This window comes from Pseudomonas sp. S37 (assembly GCF_016658545.1).
In the GTDB taxonomy this organism is placed as follows: domain Bacteria; phylum Pseudomonadota; class Gammaproteobacteria; order Pseudomonadales; family Pseudomonadaceae; genus Aquipseudomonas.
Genome location: NZ_JACVZC010000035.1, coordinates 30,769 through 48,531 on the forward strand (window position 1 = coordinate 30,769; position 17,763 = coordinate 48,531).

The 17,763-nt window shown below is 58.5% G+C and carries 14 protein-coding genes; 7 read left to right on the forward strand and 7 right to left on the reverse strand.

The genetic code is table 11. The features are described from left to right. Positions 1–56: 56 nt before the first annotated feature. The 5 genes from IAE39_RS13615 to cyoA form a co-directional block, all read right to left on the reverse strand. Positions 57–1,181 carry a mechanosensitive ion channel family protein gene (locus IAE39_RS13615; RefSeq protein ID WP_201203170.1) on the reverse strand — a complete coding sequence of 375 codons (1,125 nt, stop codon included), beginning with the start codon at positions 1,179–1,181 and terminating at the stop codon, positions 57–59. A gap of 102 nt (positions 1,182–1,283) precedes the next feature. Then, positions 1,284–1,604: a cytochrome o ubiquinol oxidase subunit IV gene (gene cyoD / locus IAE39_RS13620; protein ID WP_201203172.1), complete on the reverse strand. Its 321-nt coding sequence runs from the start codon at positions 1,602–1,604 to the stop codon at positions 1,284–1,286. Beyond that, complete coding sequence (gene cyoC, locus IAE39_RS13625) at positions 1,604–2,215, reverse strand: cytochrome o ubiquinol oxidase subunit III (RefSeq protein ID WP_201203173.1); 612 nt, start codon at positions 2,213–2,215, stop codon at positions 1,604–1,606. The genes cyoD and cyoC overlap by 1 nt, the downstream gene beginning before the upstream one ends. A gap of 3 nt (positions 2,216–2,218) precedes the next feature. Next, positions 2,219–4,192: a cytochrome o ubiquinol oxidase subunit I gene (gene cyoB / locus IAE39_RS13630; RefSeq protein ID WP_201203174.1), complete on the reverse strand. Its 1,974-nt coding sequence runs from the start codon at positions 4,190–4,192 to the stop codon at positions 2,219–2,221. Positions 4,193–4,197: 5 nt separating this feature from the next. Continuing rightward, positions 4,198–5,121 (reverse strand): ubiquinol oxidase subunit II, encoded by a 924-nt coding sequence (gene cyoA / locus IAE39_RS13635; protein ID WP_442968439.1) that lies wholly within the window; start codon positions 5,119–5,121, stop codon positions 4,198–4,200. 219 nt (positions 5,122–5,340) lie between these two features. On the opposite strand from cyoA, the gene IAE39_RS13640 reads away from it, so the two are divergent. The 5 genes from IAE39_RS13640 to IAE39_RS13660 all read left to right on the forward strand — a co-directional run bounded on the left by IAE39_RS13640 (position 5,341) and on the right by IAE39_RS13660 (position 10,549). Further along, positions 5,341–5,637, forward strand: coding sequence for a hypothetical protein (locus IAE39_RS13640; RefSeq protein WP_201203175.1), 297 nt, complete (start codon positions 5,341–5,343; stop codon positions 5,635–5,637). 105 nt (positions 5,638–5,742) lie between these two features. Beyond that, positions 5,743–6,456, forward strand: coding sequence for a DUF72 domain-containing protein (locus IAE39_RS13645; protein ID WP_201203194.1), 714 nt, complete (start codon positions 5,743–5,745; stop codon positions 6,454–6,456). A gap of 339 nt (positions 6,457–6,795) precedes the next feature. After that, the gene (locus IAE39_RS30090) at positions 6,796–7,008 is read left to right on the forward strand and encodes a DUF488 family protein (protein ID WP_442968440.1); all 213 of its coding nucleotides are present in this window, start codon (positions 6,796–6,798) and stop codon (positions 7,006–7,008) included. A gap of 207 nt (positions 7,009–7,215) precedes the next feature. After that, on the forward strand, positions 7,216–8,208 hold the full coding sequence (locus tag IAE39_RS13655) for a DNA-binding protein (RefSeq protein WP_201203177.1): 993 nt from the start codon (positions 7,216–7,218) through the stop codon (positions 8,206–8,208). Positions 8,209–8,275: 67 nt separating this feature from the next. Next, the gene (locus IAE39_RS13660; RefSeq protein WP_201203180.1) at positions 8,276–10,549 is read left to right on the forward strand and encodes a KAP family P-loop NTPase fold protein; all 2,274 of its coding nucleotides are present in this window, start codon (positions 8,276–8,278) and stop codon (positions 10,547–10,549) included. Positions 10,550–10,740: 191 nt separating this feature from the next. Here the strand turns inward: IAE39_RS13660 and IAE39_RS13665 are convergent, their stop codons facing one another. After that, a complete protein-coding gene (locus IAE39_RS13665) occupies positions 10,741–14,256 on the reverse strand; it encodes an SIR2 family NAD-dependent protein deacylase (RefSeq protein WP_201203182.1) in 3,516 nt (1,171 codons plus the stop codon). Between the two features lie 666 nt (positions 14,257–14,922). On the opposite strand from IAE39_RS13665, the gene IAE39_RS13670 reads away from it, so the two are divergent. Both IAE39_RS13670 and IAE39_RS13675 read left to right on the forward strand, forming a co-directional pair. After that, the gene (locus IAE39_RS13670) at positions 14,923–15,537 is read left to right on the forward strand and encodes a hypothetical protein (protein ID WP_328825611.1); all 615 of its coding nucleotides are present in this window, start codon (positions 14,923–14,925) and stop codon (positions 15,535–15,537) included. Between the two features lie 53 nt (positions 15,538–15,590). Next, the gene (locus IAE39_RS13675) at positions 15,591–16,685 is read left to right on the forward strand and encodes an XRE family transcriptional regulator (RefSeq protein ID WP_236548558.1); all 1,095 of its coding nucleotides are present in this window, start codon (positions 15,591–15,593) and stop codon (positions 16,683–16,685) included. 380 nt (positions 16,686–17,065) lie between these two features. Here IAE39_RS13675 and IAE39_RS29670 read toward each other — a convergent pair whose 3' ends face one another. Then, positions 17,066–17,668, reverse strand: coding sequence for a DUF6088 family protein (locus IAE39_RS29670; protein WP_328825612.1), 603 nt, complete (start codon positions 17,666–17,668; stop codon positions 17,066–17,068). Positions 17,669–17,763: the final 95 nt, after the last annotated feature.

A 17,763-nucleotide genomic window follows, 5' to 3' on the forward strand; every position in this document is an offset into this window, starting at 1 on the left:
GCCGCTTCCCTGCCAGGGATGGTCCGTGTAATGCGGTAGACATAGCAGCCGACAAGTCAGGCGCCCCTGATGCCCAGGCCCTCTCGACCTGGTGCCGAGAGGTTGGCCTCTTGCGGCAACGCGGTGACCTTGATCGCCCGCACCGGTACGGCGAACTTGGCGCCCACCTTGGAGAAGCGCTCGAGCAGGTAAAAGTTGATGGCCTGCTGAATATCCATGTACAGGTTGTAGCCAGGGCCCTTGACGATGTACACGCACTCGAACTCCAGCGCCTCCTTGCCAAAACCGCGCAAATGGGCACGGTCGAAGCGCACCTGCTGCTGCGCCTTGATAGCCTCTTCAACGATAGCAGGGGCTTTTTTCACCGCCTCGGTTGGCGTGTCGTAGGACAGACCGAACTCGAACACGATGCGCCGTTCCTGCAGGCGTTTGTAGTTCTGGATGGTGCTGCTGATCATGCTGGCATTGGCCATGACAATCTGTTCGCCACCCAGGCTGCGGATGCGCGTGGTTTTCAAACCCACATGTTCGACGCTGCCTGCCAGTGGGCCGATGACGATGAAGTCGCCCACCTCGAACGGTTTATCCACGGCGATCGACAGCGAGGCGAACAGGTCGCCGAGGATGTTCTGCACAGCGAGCGCCACGGCGATACCGCCGACACCCAGGCTGGCGACGAAAGCGGTGATGTTGACGCCCAGGTTGGACAGCATCGCCAGCACCACCACCGACCACAGCAGCACCCGCGCTCCCCACGCCGCCAGAGTGGCCAGCGCGCTGCCCTGGTTCAGGCCGTCGGTGCGGTGGCGGGCAAAGTAGCGGTTCAGGCCCAGGCCAATGGCACGGTTGGCCCACAGCCCGATTTGCAGAGCAGCGACCACGAACCACAGGCTGCTGACTCGCGTCAGCCAACGCTCCGGCAGGTCGAGCATGCTCAGGCCTACCAGCAAGGAGGCGAGCAATAGCAAGAAATTGCTGGTGCCAGCCAGCACCTTGGCCAGCACGTGGCTGAGCACACCGTCGTGTTCAGACCAGCGACGGATGCGGTGCAGCAGGAAGCTGATGGCGGCGCGGGAGACCAGGAAGGTTCCGATGGCCACAGCCAGGGCCAGCAGCAGATTGAGGATGGAAATGCCCAACAGGGTGGTGTCGGTGAACAGGGCTATGATGCGGTCATTCATGAGCAGCGCGCCTCCCGGGTGCCTGGATTGTTTTGAAGGTCCTTTTCATGGGATGTCCCATGGGCGTCATAGGTCGATCCGATTTCACAAACCGAGCATGTTTTAGTGCACGTGGTACATGATCCATAGGGACAACCCCACCAGCAGCACGATGATCACTACGGTGAACACCAGCGCCACCAGGCTCCAACGTTGCTCGTGCGCCGTGGTCAAGTGCAGAAAGAACACCACGTGCACCAGGATCTGGATCACCGCGCAGGCCAGCATCAGCAGGAACGTGGCGGTGCGCGGCAAGCTCGGATGCATGGCCAGCCCGAAGGGAACGAGCGTCAGCAGTGCAGCCATTACAAAGCCGATGTTGTAGGACTTGTGGCTGGACTGGCTGGCCCCTGCGCTGCTGTGAACTTGGCTTTCGCTACTCATCAGATCACCCCGAACAGGTAGACGACGGTAAACACGCACACCCACACGATGTCGAGGAAATGCCAGAACAGGCTCAGGCAGCTCAGCCGTGTGGAGTTGACGCAGCACAGGCCGCGCTGCTGCACCTGGATCATCAGCAAAATCATCCACACCAAGCCGATCAGCACGTGCAGGCCGTGGGTTCCAACCAGGGTGAAGAAGCCGGTGAGGAACGCGCTGCGCTGCGGGCCGTAGCCTTCAGCGATCAAGTGGTGGAATTCGTTGAACTCCATTGCGATAAAACCCAGCCCGAGCACGAAGGTGATAGCCAGCCATTGCAACACGCGGCGCTTGTCTTTGCGGTGATTGGCCAGCATGGCGTAGCCGTAGGTGAGGCTGCTGAGCAACAGCAGGCTGGTTTCACCGAGCACGTAGGGCAATTCGAAGATGTCTGCCGCACCTGGGCCGCCTGCCACAGACTGGCCCAGCACGGCGTAGGTGGCGAACAGCGTGGCGAACAGGATGCAGTCGGTCATCAGGTAGACCCAGAAGCCAAACAGGCTCAGAGATCCCGCATCCTCGTAACCTTGCTCTTGCTGACGGGCGGATTCATTCAGGACGATCTGCGACATGGCTCAAGCCTCTGTCATCAGTTGACGGCGTTCGGTTTCCACGCGTTCGACTTCCTCGGCCGTCACGTAGTACTCGGTATGTGGGTCGTAGCTGCGCACGATCAATGTCGCCACCGTGGCCAGCAGGCCGGCGATCGCCAACCACCAGATGTGCCACACCAAGGCGAAGCCCAGCAGCGTGCTCAACGCCCCGATCACCACGCCCAGGCTGGTGTTGCACGGCATGTGGATCTTGCGGAAATCCGCCTCGGTCAGCGTCTTGACCCCGCGTTCCTTCATGCCCCAATAGGCGTCTATGCCATGCACTACCGGTTGCTCGGCGAAGTTGTAGAATGGCGGCGGCGACGCGGTGGCCCATTCCAGCGTGCGGCCGTCCCAGGGGTCGCCGGTGTGGTCGCGGTTTTCGTGGCGCTTGCGTATGCTCACAACCAGCTGCATCACCTGGCAGGCCACGCCGCAGAGGATGACAAGCACGCCGAACATTTCCAGCAGCAGAAATGGCCGCCACTCGGGCACGTTGAAATGATTCAGGCGTCGGGTCATGCCCATGAAGCCGAGGAAGTACGACGGCATGAAAGCGAAATAGAAACCTGCTAGCCAGCACCAGAATGCGGCACGCCCCAGCGGGTCGTAGAGCTTGAAGCCGAACGCCTTGGGGAACCAGTAGGTCAGGCCACACAGGTAGCCGAACACTGCGCCGCCGATGATCACGTTATGGAAATGCGCGATCAGGAACAGGCTGTTGTGCAATAGGAAGTCGGCGCCTGGCACTGCCAGCAGCACACCGGTCATGCCGCCGATGCTGAAGGTGACGATGAAACCGATGGTCCACAGCATTGGCGTCTCGAAGCGCACCCGCCCGCGGTACATGGTGAACAGCCAGGTGAAAATCTTCACCCCGGTGGGTACGGCGATAATCATGGTCATGATGCCGAAGAACGCGTTCACGTTCGGGCCGGCACCCATGGTGAAGAAATGGTGCACCCAGACGATGAACGACAGCACGGTGATGACGATGGTCGCCCACACCAGCGAGTAATAGCCAAACAGCCGCTTGCCCGAGAAGGTCGAAGCCACCTCCGAGAAGATGCCGAATGCCGGCAGGATCAGGATGTACACCTCAGGGTGGCCCCAGGCCCAGATGAGGTTGATGTACATCATCGGGTTGCCGCCCAGCTCGTTGGTGAAAAAATGCATGCCCAGGTATCGATCCAGGCTGAGCATGAACAAGGTGGCGGTCAGGATGGGGAACGCCGCCAGAATCAGGATCGAGGTGCACAGTACCGTCCAAGTGAACACTGGCATGCGGAACAGCGTCATGCCCGTAGTGCGCATCTTGAGGATGGTGACGAAGAAATTGAGCCCCGTGAGCAAGGTGCCTATCCCCGATATCTGTAATGACCAGATGTAGTAGTCCACGCCCACGCCGGGGCTGTAGCCGATGCCGGATAAAGGCGGGTAGGCGACCCAGCCGGTGCGGGCGAACTCCCCAATGCCCAGTGAGAGGTTGACCAGCACCGCGCCGGAAACGAACAGCCAGAAGCTCACCGCGTTGAGGAACGGGTAGGCCACATCGCGGGCACCGATCTGCAACGGCACCACGATGTTCATCAGGCCGACCACGAACGGCATGGCCATGAAGAAGATCATGATCACGCCGTGGGCGGTGAAGATCTGGTCATAGTGCTCCGGCGGCAGGTAGCCGGGCGAGCCGTCCGAGGCCATGGCCTGCTGTGTGCGCATCATCAATGCGTCGGCGAAACCGCGCAGCAGCATCACCAGGGCGACGACGATGTACATCACGCCGATGCGCTTGTGATCGACCGAAGTGAACCACTCCTTCCACAGGTACGTCCATTTGCGCTTGCAGGTGATGGTCCCGATCATGGCAATACCGATGAGCCCGACCACGGCAAGGGTGTACATGATGATTGGATCGCCGAAAGGGATGGCATTCCAGGTCAATTTTCCGAACATGTGCGCTACTCCCTGCTGCCCTGCGGCGATTCACCCTGAGGAGCACTCAGGCGCTGCTCGACGTCCCGGACCCGGTTGATGCCCTGATACTTGTCGATCAATGACTGAAACAGGCCGGCATCGACCGCAGCGTAATGCTCTACCGGGTGGGCGATGCTGGGTTTGGCCAGCTGCGCATAACGGTGCTGGTCGAGCTGGCGTCGCGAGCCGCGCACCTCGGCCACCCAGGCATCGAAACCCGCCTGGTCGAGTGCCAGGGCCTTGAAGTGCATGTCGGAGAAGCCGGGGCCGTTGTAGTTGGCGGCGATACCGGCGTAGCTGCCCGGCTCATTGGCAATCAGGTGCAGCTGAGTCTGCATGCCGGCCATCGCGTAGATCTGCCCGCCTAGCGCAGGGATGAAAAAAGAGGTAATGGCGCCATCGGAGGTCACCCGGAAATCCATGGGTGTGTCCACCGGCATGGCCAGTTCATTGACCGATGCGATGCCCAGTTCGGGATACACGAAAAGCCACTTCCAGTCAGTGGCGATGACCTGCACCGTGACCGGCGCCTTGTCGGCATCCAGTGGGCGGTACGGGTCGAGCGCGTGGGTAGAGCGCCAGGTCACGACCCCGAGCACGATGATGATGATCAGCGGCACGCCCCAGACCACCGCCTCGATTGCGCGCGAGTGACTCCACTCTGGCGTGTAGCGCGCCTTTTCGTTCGAGGCGCGGTAATGCACCGAGAACACCAGCGCCATGATCATGACCGGGACTACCACCACCAGCATCAACAGCGTGGCCAGGATGATCAGGTTGCGTTGTTCCACCCCGACCTGACCCTTGGGATTGAATAGCACCATGTCGCAGCCCGAAAGCTGCAGCATGATGACGCCCAGCACCATCAGCCCGAGAAGTCGTGCGGCTTTAGGGGGTCCCTTTGCCATGAGCCGGTCCTGTAATTGTTGCTGAATGTTTGACTTGTTCCGTTAGAAGGACGACCTGAGCAGGAAGGTTGTGTGTAAATCGCGTAATCACGACGAATGGTGGATGTACAAAATCCTCGTTTCGTACAAGGCGCCCGGCTGTCTGAACACCCTGATTCATTTCGACTGGCTGGGCGAATCATGAGATCTACCGTCGACAACAACCGCGAAGGCAGACACATGAAACGAAGAGGCAAGACCTACAGAAACTGGTGCGACCCAATCCTCCATCACCAGACCCATGAAGAAACACTCGACGACGGGACTTGCCTGGAGGTGCAGACGCGCCTGTCGCGCACGGGTGCGACGCAGCTGTTCGTCGGCGTGTACCGTGCTGATGGGACTGCGCTATGTGAACGGGCCTATGCCCAGCGCGCCGGCGAGAGCATGAGCCGGGCGCTGGTGTGGGGCGTGGGGTATGCCAGGCGAGTGGCGGTTGACGGTACGGCGAGCCGCGCCGAGCCGGCGAGCAATTGACGGATTCAACCCTCGGACTGGTCCTCAAGTGGAAGATTGCGTGAATGGAACAACGACCGGCTCTGGCGACTCCATTGCAACAACGGCGTGCGATGGAGTGCCATGATGATCCATGTGGGATGCGCGGGCTGGAGCTTGTCCCGCCAGTACGCCGATGAGTTCCCGCAGGCGGGCAGCCAATTGCAGCGCTATGCCGCGCGGCTTGGTGCCGTGGAAATCAACACTTCGTTCTACAAGCCCCATCTGCCTGCCACCTATGCCCGCTGGGCTATCTCGGTGCCGGAGTATTTTCGTTTCGCCGTCAAGCTGCCCAGGATCATCACCCACGAACTACGCCTGGAAGGTTGTGAGGTTGCGCTAGATGCGTTTCTCGGCCAATGCCAGCAATTGGGTGATCGCCTGGGCTGCTTGCTCTTACAACTGCCGCCATCGCTCGTCCATGATGCCAGCCGCGACCGGCGTTTCTTTGAACTACTGCGCTTACGCCATGCCGGACCAGTGGCGGTCGAGCCCAGGCACGCCAGTTGGCTAGGGGCGCAGTCCATGCTGATCGACTTGCGTATTGCCCAGGTAGCGGCAAGCCCTTCTCGCTTCGCTGCCGATGCGCAACCTGCTGGCTGGCCTGGATTGGTCTACTGGCGCCTGCACGGCGAGCCGCGGATCTACCATAGCGAGTATTCACAACAGCACCTTCAACAGTTGGCTGAGCGGCTGCACCGCAGCCACGCTGCAGGAGCGGCAACCTGGTGCATCTTCGACAACACCGCTTCCGGTGCAGCACCGGGTAATGCGCTTGCACTCGAGCAATACCTGCGCTGATGCAGGCGGATCAAAATTTTTGGTCCTGTCGGGATCTTCTGAAACGCATGGCACTGCGAGGAGCAGCCCATGAAGCTTGACGATGGCAAGACCGGCGACTAAGTCCGATAACCGCTTTCTTCTGAAGATACGCGGCAAAGCGAACGGGTGCCAAACCCGGTGCTTGAGCGCCCGGACCAGGATACCGAGGCAGTGAACAAGGTTTTGCCTACTTCAATCAAGGAACAGGAAGAACAGGCGCGCCAGATCAGCCGGCATCTCGCCGAGGCCGACGTGAAAGCTCGCCGCCCATGACGTGGACAGCGGTGAGATGTCCACCTTGGCCATTCGATCCGAAGTATCGATGAATTCGTGGCTCTTCTGGACAGCTTTGCGATTGGCAGGGTGGTGGATATCCGAGCCGTGCCGCGGTCGTGCACCAAGGCGCAATGCAAACTTGACGTGCTGTCGGTGCTATTGCGCTCGGCCCTAATTGAATACTGCCGGCTGCTCCATCATTTGTGCCGAAGCATTGTGGAGGTGATGGCGTTGCCATCGGCGAATAGTCGCTAAGCACATGCTGGTGCGCCTGGGTCTTCGCGGCAAAACGAGCGCCTTCGCGACCGAAAGGGCTGCCGTGGGTCAAAGACATCCGGTGGTTCGGCTGACTTTCGACAGATCTGTATTATTTGATACGTTCAACGTAATATAAATTAATTTTTCGGCCAATTAGGTCGGATAAGATTTAATTATCAGACCTAAATGGGTGGAGGATAGGCCATGGCGGTAGGCGTACCGGAAAATGACGTGTTTGCCGCAGCAGACGCGGTTCTGGCCCGCGGCGAGCGGCCGACAGTGGAACGGGTGCGCCTGGAACTCGGGCGCGGCAGCCCGGCCCGGGTCGGTACCTTGCTGGATCAGTGGTGGGAGCAACTAGCCGCACGGCTGCGCGGCGAAGCGCGCCTGCCTGGCCTCCCGACGGAAGTAGCGCAAGCCTTCAGGGCGATTTGGCAGCAAGCCACTACCCTGGCCCAGGGCGTGGCGGAGCAGGCGCTATCCTCCCAACGCCAAGTGCTGAACGAAGAGCGCGAGGCGCTGGGGGCGCTGGAAGCCCGTGCCCGGCTGGACGTAGCCCAGGCGCGCCAGCAGGCGTCTGAGGCCGTTACCGCACGGCAGAGCGTGGAGACCCGCCTGGCCGGCCTGGAACAACTGTTGGCCGAGCGCCAGGTACAAATCGATGACCTGCGTGCGCAGCGCGACGAACTTCAGGCGCAACGTGACGAATCTCGCGCTCACGTAGCCGAGGTACGTCAGCTACTGCACGAAACCCGCGAACAGGCCGAGCAAGCTCGTGAGGCACAACAGCGCTACACCCGTGATGTCGAGGATCGCGCCTATCGTGAAATCGATCGGGCTCGCGAGGAGAGCAAAGGACTGGCCCTCCAGCTCAAGGACGCCAATGCCCGCATCCTCACCTTGCAACAGTCGCTACAAACTGAGCAGCGACTGCTGGCTGAAGCTCGTGAGCAGCGTGCTACTGCGGAGGCACAGAATGATGCGCTCAATCAGAATCTCAGTCAGATGCGCCAAGCCGCTGCGAAAGCGGAGACGCGTAGCCAAGCCCTGCAGCACAGCCTTCAACAAATGCAGACTTTGCTCGCCGAGACTCAGCACAGCGCCGTAGCACAGCAGTCGCGTGCCGATACCCTGGAGGCACAACTCAAGCAGCTGCGAGAGGCGCTGAAGAAGAAGCCTCAACGCAGCCGCCCCTGATATGCCACCCGGGCCCCGCGTCTGCCTACACCACTCTCCATAGCCTCGATTGCCGGAAAGCCGCCCTATGAACCATGATGACTTGAAGTTTGCCGATGACCGTCCAATTCTGTTGAAGAAACACGACCTGCTCGATCGCGCCGGGTTTGCCCAGCGGCTGGCACTAGCGATTACCTCGTGGAAGAATCAGGAAAGCTTGGTGATCAGCCTGACGGGGGGCTGGGGCAGTGGCAAAAGTTCGATCAAAAATATGGCTCTGGAGCAGCTCGAAGCAAACCAGAGCTGCCAGGTGATCGAATTCAATCCTTGGCAGTGGGCTAGCCAAGAAAAGTTGAGCAGCGCCTTCTTCGAAGAAATCTCCCGTGTCGTACGGCGCCAGGATGCCGGCGATAACGATAAAAAGCTTGCCAAACTGTTGCGTCATTATGGCCGGTACTTGAATACCGGCGCCGGTGTGCTCAGCACGACTGCTAAATGGACGCCGGTTTTGCTCGGTTCGGCTTTGGTGACTACCGCGCTGGCCAGTGTGGCTGAAGGCGACGCGTCAAAGGTGACAGTATGGCTCCTCAGCGCCGCTAGCTGGCTCGGTACCCTTGCGCCGCAGGTGAAGAAGCTCGCCGGCGCGATGACCAATCACTCCAAACGTCTCGATCAGCAGGCAAAAGACAATGAACTGACCCTCGGAGAAATTCGCACTGAGCTGCAGACACTCTTGAGCGCGCGTACTAAGCCGCTATTGATCGTGCTGGATGATCTGGATCGGTTGTCGGCCGATCAAATGAAGGCGATGTTTCAGCTAATTAAGGCGCACATGGATTTTGCCAATGTCGTGTTCCTGCTGCTATTCCAGCGCGATACGGTCGAGAATGGACTGAACCAGGTCGGCTTCAATGGTGCAGATTACCTGGAGAAGATCATCCAAGCCCCTCTCAGCGTACCGACCATTGCAAACAATCAGCTGCAGACGATCTTGTTTAGCCGATTGGACGCTATCTTGACCGACGAACCGCAACTGCAGGAGCGCTTCGACAAAGAGTACTGGGAGAAGACGTTCGAGCGCGGGATGCGACCGTTCTTTCGCAATCTACGTCACGTTTACCGGTACACCTCGACCTTGGCTTTTCACTGTCGCCTGCTGCGCGGCACCGAAGTGGCAGAGGTCAATGCGGTCGATCTGTTTGCGTTGGAATGCCTACGAGTGTTCGCCCCGGAGACTTACGCTGAGCTACCACGCTACAAAGCGTTGTTGACTGACAGCGAGCCGTTCGCGCGGAAGGATCAGCCACAGCAAGCGCGCGTAAACCAAATAATCGATCAGCTGGTCAACCTGGCACCTTCTCTTCATCAATTGGCCATACGGCAATTGCTCCAAGAGATGTTCCCCACACTGGATTGGGCATTGACCAACACCTACTACGATCAAACAGAAAAGCTGCGCTGGTTGGCCCGCTCACGGGTCTGCTGCGATCAAGTTTTCGACCGCTATTTCGAGCTCTCAATTCCTCTGGCGGACATCCCCAATTCGTTGCTACACGAACTTGGCAGACGCATTACCGATCCAGTGGCCTTTACCGCACTACTGATCAGTCATGAAGAGGAGCGCCAGGCGGAAATCCTGCAGCGACTTCTCGGCCTGGTGGACGAGTTCCCTCTCGATCAGTCGCTCGCAGTGGTCCAGACTTTGCTGCGCGCGGGCGATCATGTTGGACGCCGCATGTCGTTCACCAACTGGTCGCCGCGGCTGCAGGTCACCCGCCTGCTGAGACTGTTCCTTGAGCGCCATGAACTGGAGTGCACCCGCAGCCAATTGGTCATCGAGGCCTTCGCCGCGGGGCCAGGCCTGGTCGTTATGGATCATTTACTGGGAGGGGAGGCTGGACTGCGCCGCAAGGGTGATGTCGGCTATTTCGACGATGCCGGATTTGAGCAGTTAAAAACCCTATATGTCGAAGCTCTGCAACAGTTAGCAGAACGTGACCCGGATGCGTTCCTGGCTGATGAGAACCATGCCTCCTATCTCATCGACTTGAACCGTTACAGTGTCGGTGGAGATGACGGGCGCCGCTGGGTCGAGTCCCACGTCACCACGCAAGCCCGCTTCCTCCTATTCGCACGAGGACAGGTCAATTTCCGGACCTCACACAGTGGTGGTAGCTCGACCCGCACCGACTACATCTCATCAAGCGCCTTGGAACAGATGATGGGATTGGCGCGCTGCGCTGAGTGGCTTGATCGCCTCGACGTCGGCGCAATGGATAATTGTGAGTTGGAGACGCGTAGGCTGCTTGAAGATGCTTTGGCCCGACACGCCCAGGGAGAGGCAGAGTCTTGGAGTGACTGATCCTAGCGAATCATCGCCTAAACCAACCGGGCCGTTCAGTACATACAGGTCCACGCTTATGGACGGCAGCTCACTACCTCACTGAAGTTAGCAGTCACACTTCGGGGTAAACCGCAGTAGCCCGCCTAACGGACCAAGGGCGTACCGCGCCGGCGGCAGCATCGCCCAGACTATTCGGTGTGCGCTCTTGCCTAGGCGAACCGGACTTCAGGCAACGGATCCTCCTTGGCTTCGGCCATGACGCGAGCGAGCTCCCCGCCGGGTTCGGCGCGGTTTGCGCTGAGGCTGCGGGCCAGTTGCACACACTTGGTCCTGACAATCGAAATAGTAGCTGCCTCATGCCCGAGGTCGCCGGTCGCGTCATAACGGGTGCAATCAAACACCACCGGCAGTATGTCGATCAATGACCCGGCTTCCTCTTCCGAGAGCCGACCCCGCTCAAGCAACGTACGCAATGACTCGATTATCTCCGGTAGTGTGCTCAGGCGCTGGGGGCCAAAAAACATGACAAGCAAATTCGCCAGGCGGCGGGTGATCGGGCTGTCGACTCGCGTGCGCCATTCGCGAATCGCATAAGCGGCATAGCTTACGAACTTGGCATCTTGGTGTTGCAGCGCATGCCGCAAAGTCTTCTCGACAAGAGAGGCAACAGGATCGGTGTCGGCGAAATAGATGAACGCCAGCAAAGCGCCTGGTGCTTGGACTTCTCGATAAAATTGGTCGAGTTGGGCAAACATCGCTTTGTTCGACAGGCCTCCCAGGTGTGGCACCACCACCAGACCCAACGCTTTGCTGATCAGTGCCGCTTTCCTTTGCTCGCCACCGTGCAAGAACGCCATTTCCAGCTGGCTTTGCGCTTTCGGCCGCCAGCGTGTCATCAGCTCGAAGTAGCGTAGGGCCTGTTCTACGCTGGGCCTGATATCTGCGCTGACAGACCCCACCGAGTTGATCAAATCTTCCAACAATTCATCTTCGAACAACCCCTCGGCACCTGCCTCAAATAGCTTAACACTCAAGCTAGCTTTGAAGGTCTCAGGCTGATGGTTCGGAAGTTTGAGCAAGGCATGAGCGAACAATCGGTTGGCGCCCTGCAGGCTGGGATTGGCGGCGTCGCTGCCCCACACTTGCTGGAGCAAGCTATCGCGTTCTGACGGCGTGAGGTAGTTCGCATCAAGCAACGGGAGCAGTCTGATCAAGGCTGCGCCGGTGTCTTTACTATTGGCGTTCACCGACTGAATAATCTGTGCGATCCGCCGATCAATGACAGGGTTCGCCAGGCGTTCTCCGGGTTTTTCAATCACCGGGTTCGGCCAATCGCTGTTAGCACTGAGACCGATCTCGTGTGCCAATGGCACCTCAAGTGCATGCTGCAACAAGCCGGCCTGGTCATCCTCTGGAACACTTTCTAGCGAATAGCGCAACAAATTGCCCAGGGCGTCCTTCAACCAGAGATCGTGTAGGGCGGGTTGCTTACTGAGCTCGGTTGCCAATATGAATAACTGCCGGGACCGCTCAGGGGGCAGTCGGACGCTAATGCGCGCCAAGATTTCGATGAATACACGCAGGTTTGGCAACGCAGCTTGCCGGCCTGGGCCTGCTCGCTCGGCGGCTCTTGCTTTCCAGTAATTGATCGCACGCACGCATTGATCGGCGAGGTGTTCGACCTGCGAGTACGCAAAGCGGGCGACTCGCAGTCTGCTGAATGTTTTCTTGATGATCTCAGCGGTCTCTGTACTCGCCCCTCGCGCAGCAAGCGAGAAGCTGTAGAGCCCGTCCACGCCGTCCAACTCGACCAACTTTTCCGCCTGGCGACAAAACAAGTTTGTCTGTCGCCAGCGCAGTGGAATGCCTACCGTGTCCAACAGCCCTGTCATAACGATCAGGGGATGTAAACCGGAGGTGAAAGTCACGCGGCTGGATCCGTCGCGGTAGCTGCCGGGGGCAAAGTTGGGTACTACTGCGCTGTCTTTGCGCTGCCGATCGAGCGCGTCATCGATACAGACCCTCAAGTCATCGAGGATCGCCCAAGGATCGCACCGGTGCTCCCGATAGAGGGACGGGAAGGGCGAAGAGTGTCCTGCGAGGTCCAGCACATGATAAAGCCAGTGGGCCCAGGCGAGTCGAGAAAGCAGGAACAGTGACCGCCGGTTTTGGTGATGAAGTACGAGAAGCTCGCGATAGGCCTGCGCGACTAACAGATTCGCTTCATTGAACGTGCCGAGTTCTACCAGCAGCGAGGCTTTGCGCAGCTTCCACCAGGGTTCGTCGATGGAAATCCGGTCACATTGCACCTGCAGTGCTTCATAGTCGAACGCATCCCGTGCACGGATGGCCCGATAATAGGCCATCTCGTTCGCCGCGTCGGACCAATGCTTGGTATTGGACTCAATGAAATCCTCCACGCGACTCCATGAGTCGGAAATATCATCGGCCCAGCGCTGGTTTTTCAGCAGCAACACCGCGCCCTCCAGGCGCTCTCGTTTGGAAAGCGTGCTTTGCTCGTCGAGCACGGTGTCCAGCAGCAGCTGGGAAAACTCAGCATCGAGCGGATCGTGTGCCAGGTATCCGCGCCAGACACGCTCGTAGATCAGGCGGGCGCGCAGTTGCTCCGGCAGTCGCCGCAGATTACTGGCTGAGAAAGCATGGAAACTGGCCTGTTCAAGAACGCGGTCTTGTAGGCGGGACGGCAAGACTAACCACCCTGGGTAGCTGTTTCGGTCCGCTTGCAAGGTGGCAAGGCTGTCTTCGAACCACTTGTAATTCTGTTCCCGCAGAAACGCATCGATGTGCTTGTTCTGTTGAATCGGCTGGTTGAGATAAACCGGTGACCAAGCGCTCTCGGCCTTCGGCTCGAGGCTAACAAGGGCCTGGAGAAATAGCTTGGTTGCCTCACGATGAGCAAGCTCTCGATCATCATAATCGGCGACCAGCGGTGCCAAATCGATGGGAGCGATATTGATCGATTCGAGGTATTTCCGCTTGGCCGCATTGAGCCCAAGTGCGCCCACCAGGTAGATACGACGCGCATGTCCAGCCAGGTGATCGCGGACCCAGCCCGCCCAGGCAAGGAAATTAGGATCTTCGCCGGAGAAACCCAATAAACACAGTTCGTTTTCAATGAACACTTGCCGGGCGTAGTTGACGAAAGCGGCATACCGAGCGGGATACCTCCGATAATCTTCCTGGGTAAATACCAGATGGTTATCGAGCACGATGGTGCCATGCAGTTTGACGATGCGAGGAGACCTGGCGCTTGCCAGGTCCTCCTGCTTGCGCACCACGTTATAGACCCTTTCCGGTAACGCCGCTGCAGCGCGCTCCAACAGTGTGTCCCAATTGGTGGTCAACACCTCCGACCACGGCAGCCGTAATAAGTCATCATGCAGGGCGCCGGGTTGGAATGCCTGGTCATTGACGGCCGTTTTCAGGTTGTCATGCATCGACTGGGGGCCAAAGAACGCTTGATACTCTTCCGCCAGGCGTAGCGGGTCGGAGCTCGAAGACCCTAGTTCCTCGCCCATTTGCTTGCAGAGCTCAAACCACAAGGGCATTTTTTGCGCTGGATTGCCGCTCATGGCGGCGCTCCGGCTAAACCCCGCACCGACCATGATGGCAGCGCCGTGGAATGTGCCGTCTTGTTGCCACAGCGCCGCAGCTAGTTTCTTAAGCGCGGCGAAATCTGCCAATTGGTTTACACCCACGTTCATTGCACCTCGTGCCATTGCTCCCAGCGGGCCAAGTTTTCTGCCTGCTGCCGTGCCAGATATTGTTTGTGGCTACGCGAGACTGCTCGGCAGCACGTCAACGTCATCCGCCACCGAAGCGCTCATGCTTGTGGCAGCCTAACCCTGCGGCGTCCGCAGGCATTGTGCCACCGTCGACTCTGGGATCCAATCCGCTCAGCAATAGCATCTATGTCTTGCCGAGAAAGTTCAGCTGCGGCGTAGGCAATGGGGCGGTTGATGAGCAAGGCATGCGGCTCTGCTCGAAATACGAGACCGCTATCGCGGCGCACAAACAGGTCAGTGAATGCTCGGCAGGCTGAAGCGCAGGTCAAAGCCCCTCGACCCTTTACATTGACGTCACTTCTGACAACGACGTTTCCCGTCGAAGCTGATGGTAGCGAGTGAGCTGCCACAATCGATGGGAGTATGGTTGTGGACGCAGTGGGTGCAGCAACGGGGGAGGCGTTAAGTGAGCTGGACGTACAGACCTTGGTTTTGGTGAAGGCGGCGCTGAGATGGTGGTACTGGCTAGCAGCGCTACGCAGGACTTCTTGTTTTTATCCCTCAAATGAGGGAGGATAACCGGAAGCGCGTCCCCTGGAGGAAGTTGGCATGCAGGTTTGTCAGGTTTACGAAGGTGTTGTCGAAGTGGCTGACCGTCTCGGCCAGTTGCGCATGCCAGCCAAGGCGATCGCTGAAGCTGTCTATCAAGGCCACTTGCACCGGGTCAGGCTGACCCCCAATCACCCCGGGATTTTCCCGGGTATGGAAATGTGGGGCTGGATAGTGAGCTCACTTCGTGATCAGTTGCGCCCGTTCGGTTGGATGGCTCACGAAAATGCCAATTATCCGCTGACCGTGCACTCGGATCTTCTGCTTGCCCTCACCGTCGCCTCGGCTGACGCCGGGGTAGGGAATCCGTCGTGCACGCCCACCAATCGCTCGAAAAAGGGCAAGAGCACCGTCGATGCGGTCCAGCAGAACCGCCAATTGGACATGTTCGCCGAGCTGCTCCCGCAGTTGAGCAGCACCCACGGCACTGACGGACACGAAACCTGGATTTTGCTACATCACACGGACACGGTAAAAAATGAAATTCGCCTGGAGCTGTCCCGTCCAGCGAGTATTGGCCGCGGCGGAAAAATTACTGCCTGGTTTGAACGCATCCTGTTGTCTCCCATTGACCTGAATGATGATTTCATTGCCCTCTCAACGCCGAGCGGTGCTGAAATCGAAATTGACATCCGCCGTAAGAACGCCTGATTTCCTGTATGTTTAACTCCCTGCGGTTTGCGCTTGCCCGACGGCGGCGCGGTATGAAAAAACGGGAGCTAGCCTCCCGTATCGGTGTGACCGAACGTTCGGTATCGAGCTATGAAAGTGGCACACAAGAACCTGAAGCTGCCACGATGGCGCGGATCGCCCAAGCACTGGGTTTTCCTGAAGCGTTCTTCTTCGGAGACGATCCGGAAATACCCACCCCTGACGTGGCCAGCTTTCGCTCGCTGTCGAAAATGTCAGCCGCCCTGCGTGACAGTGCGCTAGGCGCCGGGGCGGTTGCACTTTTGCTCAACGAGTGGCTGGAATCACGCTTCGATCTTCCACCGGTAAATGTGCCTGACTTGGGCACCGAGCGCGGCGCACAGACCTTTGTGGATGGAGTGGCGGGGGCCGATCAAACCCCGGAAGTCGCTGCCGAAATGTTGCGGGCGCAGTGGCAGCTCGGTGAGCAGCCGATTAAAAATCTCATTCTGTTACTTGAATCGAAGGGCGTGAGAGTCTACTCCCTGGCCATCGACGCCAAGGAGGTCGACGCGTTCTCCATGTGGAGCGGAGGGCGCCCGTTCATGTTCCTTAACACCTATAAGTCAGCGGAACGATGCCGGTTTGATGCGGCCCACGAATTGGGCCATCTGGTTATGCACCAACACGCCCATCCTCAGGGACCCGATTTGGAGCGCGAAGCCAACGCATTCGCGTCGGCATTTCTGATGCCGCGCGCAAGCGTACTGGCGAGTGCACCGCGCTCGATTACTTTGAACAGCTTGATCAAGTTCAAGCGGGTATGGGCCGTCTCGGTTGCCGCATTGAACTATCGTTTGCACAGTCTGGGCCTCAGCTCGGATTGGACCTATCGAACCTTGTGCATTCAGATCGCCCAGGAAGGCTACCGCACCAATGAGCCACAGCCGATGCAACATGAGCGCTCGGTGGTTCTCGAGAAGATTTTTGCGGCGTTACGGGCCGAGGGACTGAGCAAATCGGCGGTGGCCGCGCAGCTGGCCATTCCGCCTGAGGAGATCAACGAGTTGACCTTTGGCCTGATGCTGAATGTCTTGAAGGGGCAAGGCGGGGATGCCGACATCTCGCGCCCGACTTCCACGGCTCACCTGCGTCTAGTCAAAGGGTAAGCGCTCTGGTCGCTAGGCAAATATGCCTCAACCTGTGAAGGATCATGTCCCTTGGGTCGAATACCCAGACAGCGGTCGCTGCCGCTAGGTGTCCAGCCTGTACGAAAAGCTCAGCCCCCGTTTGGCAACTATTAAAGCATTCAGTCGCAATGGATTATGTCGCCGCGTTTCCCCTGGACGGCGTCATCAATTCCTTCGCTGCGCTCAACCGACCCCTGCGTCGAATCCTTGTAAGGCGATGACGGCTCCGTCCGCGCTATTTGTCGCACTAGTCATGTGAGCTGAACCAATCATCTATGAGGCTTCGCAAGCGGTTACAAGAGAGATCGTTGCTTTGGATTTCGCGGTTACCAGCTTGGTAAAGGGGGGAGCGTACGATTTTAGCTCTCGCCCTCGAAAGCGGAGCTGGTCCATGCAGCTCGCATCCACTTAGGCATTTTGCAGGCCATGAGCTTCTTGTGTTCCTCAGGGCTAAGCGAGTATGCCATCTTCCTTACCGATTGCTCAGTCAGCCCTGTTTTCCCAAGATAAAATAAAGCAGTCAGTACTACTCCTACTTGCGTGCCAGCTAGCTGGAGTCGTTGCCGCGACACATGACGTAACCGAACCACCGCGCTACCGACCTTGATCTCACGCGTCGATCCGCTGGTGTAATAAGTCGGCTGAACCTGCATTTGTGTGCTCAGTCCAAGCCGGCGCACGGCCTCTGCGCCATGGATCTGGATAGTTTCGCCTCTAGCCCTTGCAACCGCCTTCATAACTGCAATCGGATTGGCTCGTATCTGTTTACCAGTGTACTCACTCTTACTGGGGCGCATGTATACGCCGTGAAAAACGCGCTCTAGGGAGCCACTTAGGACCATACGAGCCAGCGCTTTGTTAACCGCAGAACGGGAGCCGGCTGGCGCGAAAACTGCGCCAACAAAGGGTTTACCCTTAGGCATGTACTTGATACGGTTGGAAATAGACTCTGAGACAGATATGACTGACACCTCATGTCATCTAGTGATTTTAAGCTGCTTCTTCAGTAAGCGTCCGGCGAACTCACCTTCCGAACTCCAGCTTTAAGGGCGATGGT

Coding starts and splice junctions, on each gene's coding strand:
- IAE39_RS13615 (WP_201203170.1), bottom strand. CDS start 1,181: ATGAATGACCGCATCATAGCCCTGTTCACCGACACCACCCTGTTGGGC.
- cyoD (WP_201203172.1), bottom strand. CDS start 1,604: ATGAGTAGCGAAAGCCAAGTTCACAGCAGCGCAGGGGCCAGCCAGTCC.
- cyoC (WP_201203173.1), bottom strand. CDS start 2,215: ATGTCGCAGATCGTCCTGAATGAATCCGCCCGTCAGCAAGAGCAAGGT.
- cyoB (WP_201203174.1), bottom strand. CDS start 4,192: ATGTTCGGAAAATTGACCTGGAATGCCATCCCTTTCGGCGATCCAATC.
- cyoA (WP_442968439.1), bottom strand. CDS start 5,121: ATGGCAAAGGGACCCCCTAAAGCCGCACGACTTCTCGGGCTGATGGTG.
- IAE39_RS13640 (WP_201203175.1), top strand. CDS start 5,341: ATGAAACGAAGAGGCAAGACCTACAGAAACTGGTGCGACCCAATCCTC.
- IAE39_RS13645 (WP_201203194.1), top strand. CDS start 5,743: ATGATCCATGTGGGATGCGCGGGCTGGAGCTTGTCCCGCCAGTACGCC.
- IAE39_RS13655 (WP_201203177.1), top strand. CDS start 7,216: ATGGCGGTAGGCGTACCGGAAAATGACGTGTTTGCCGCAGCAGACGCG.
- IAE39_RS13660 (WP_201203180.1), top strand. CDS start 8,276: ATGAACCATGATGACTTGAAGTTTGCCGATGACCGTCCAATTCTGTTG.
- IAE39_RS13665 (WP_201203182.1), bottom strand. CDS start 14,256: ATGAACGTGGGTGTAAACCAATTGGCAGATTTCGCCGCGCTTAAGAAA.
- IAE39_RS13675 (WP_236548558.1), top strand. CDS start 15,591: ATGAAAAAACGGGAGCTAGCCTCCCGTATCGGTGTGACCGAACGTTCG.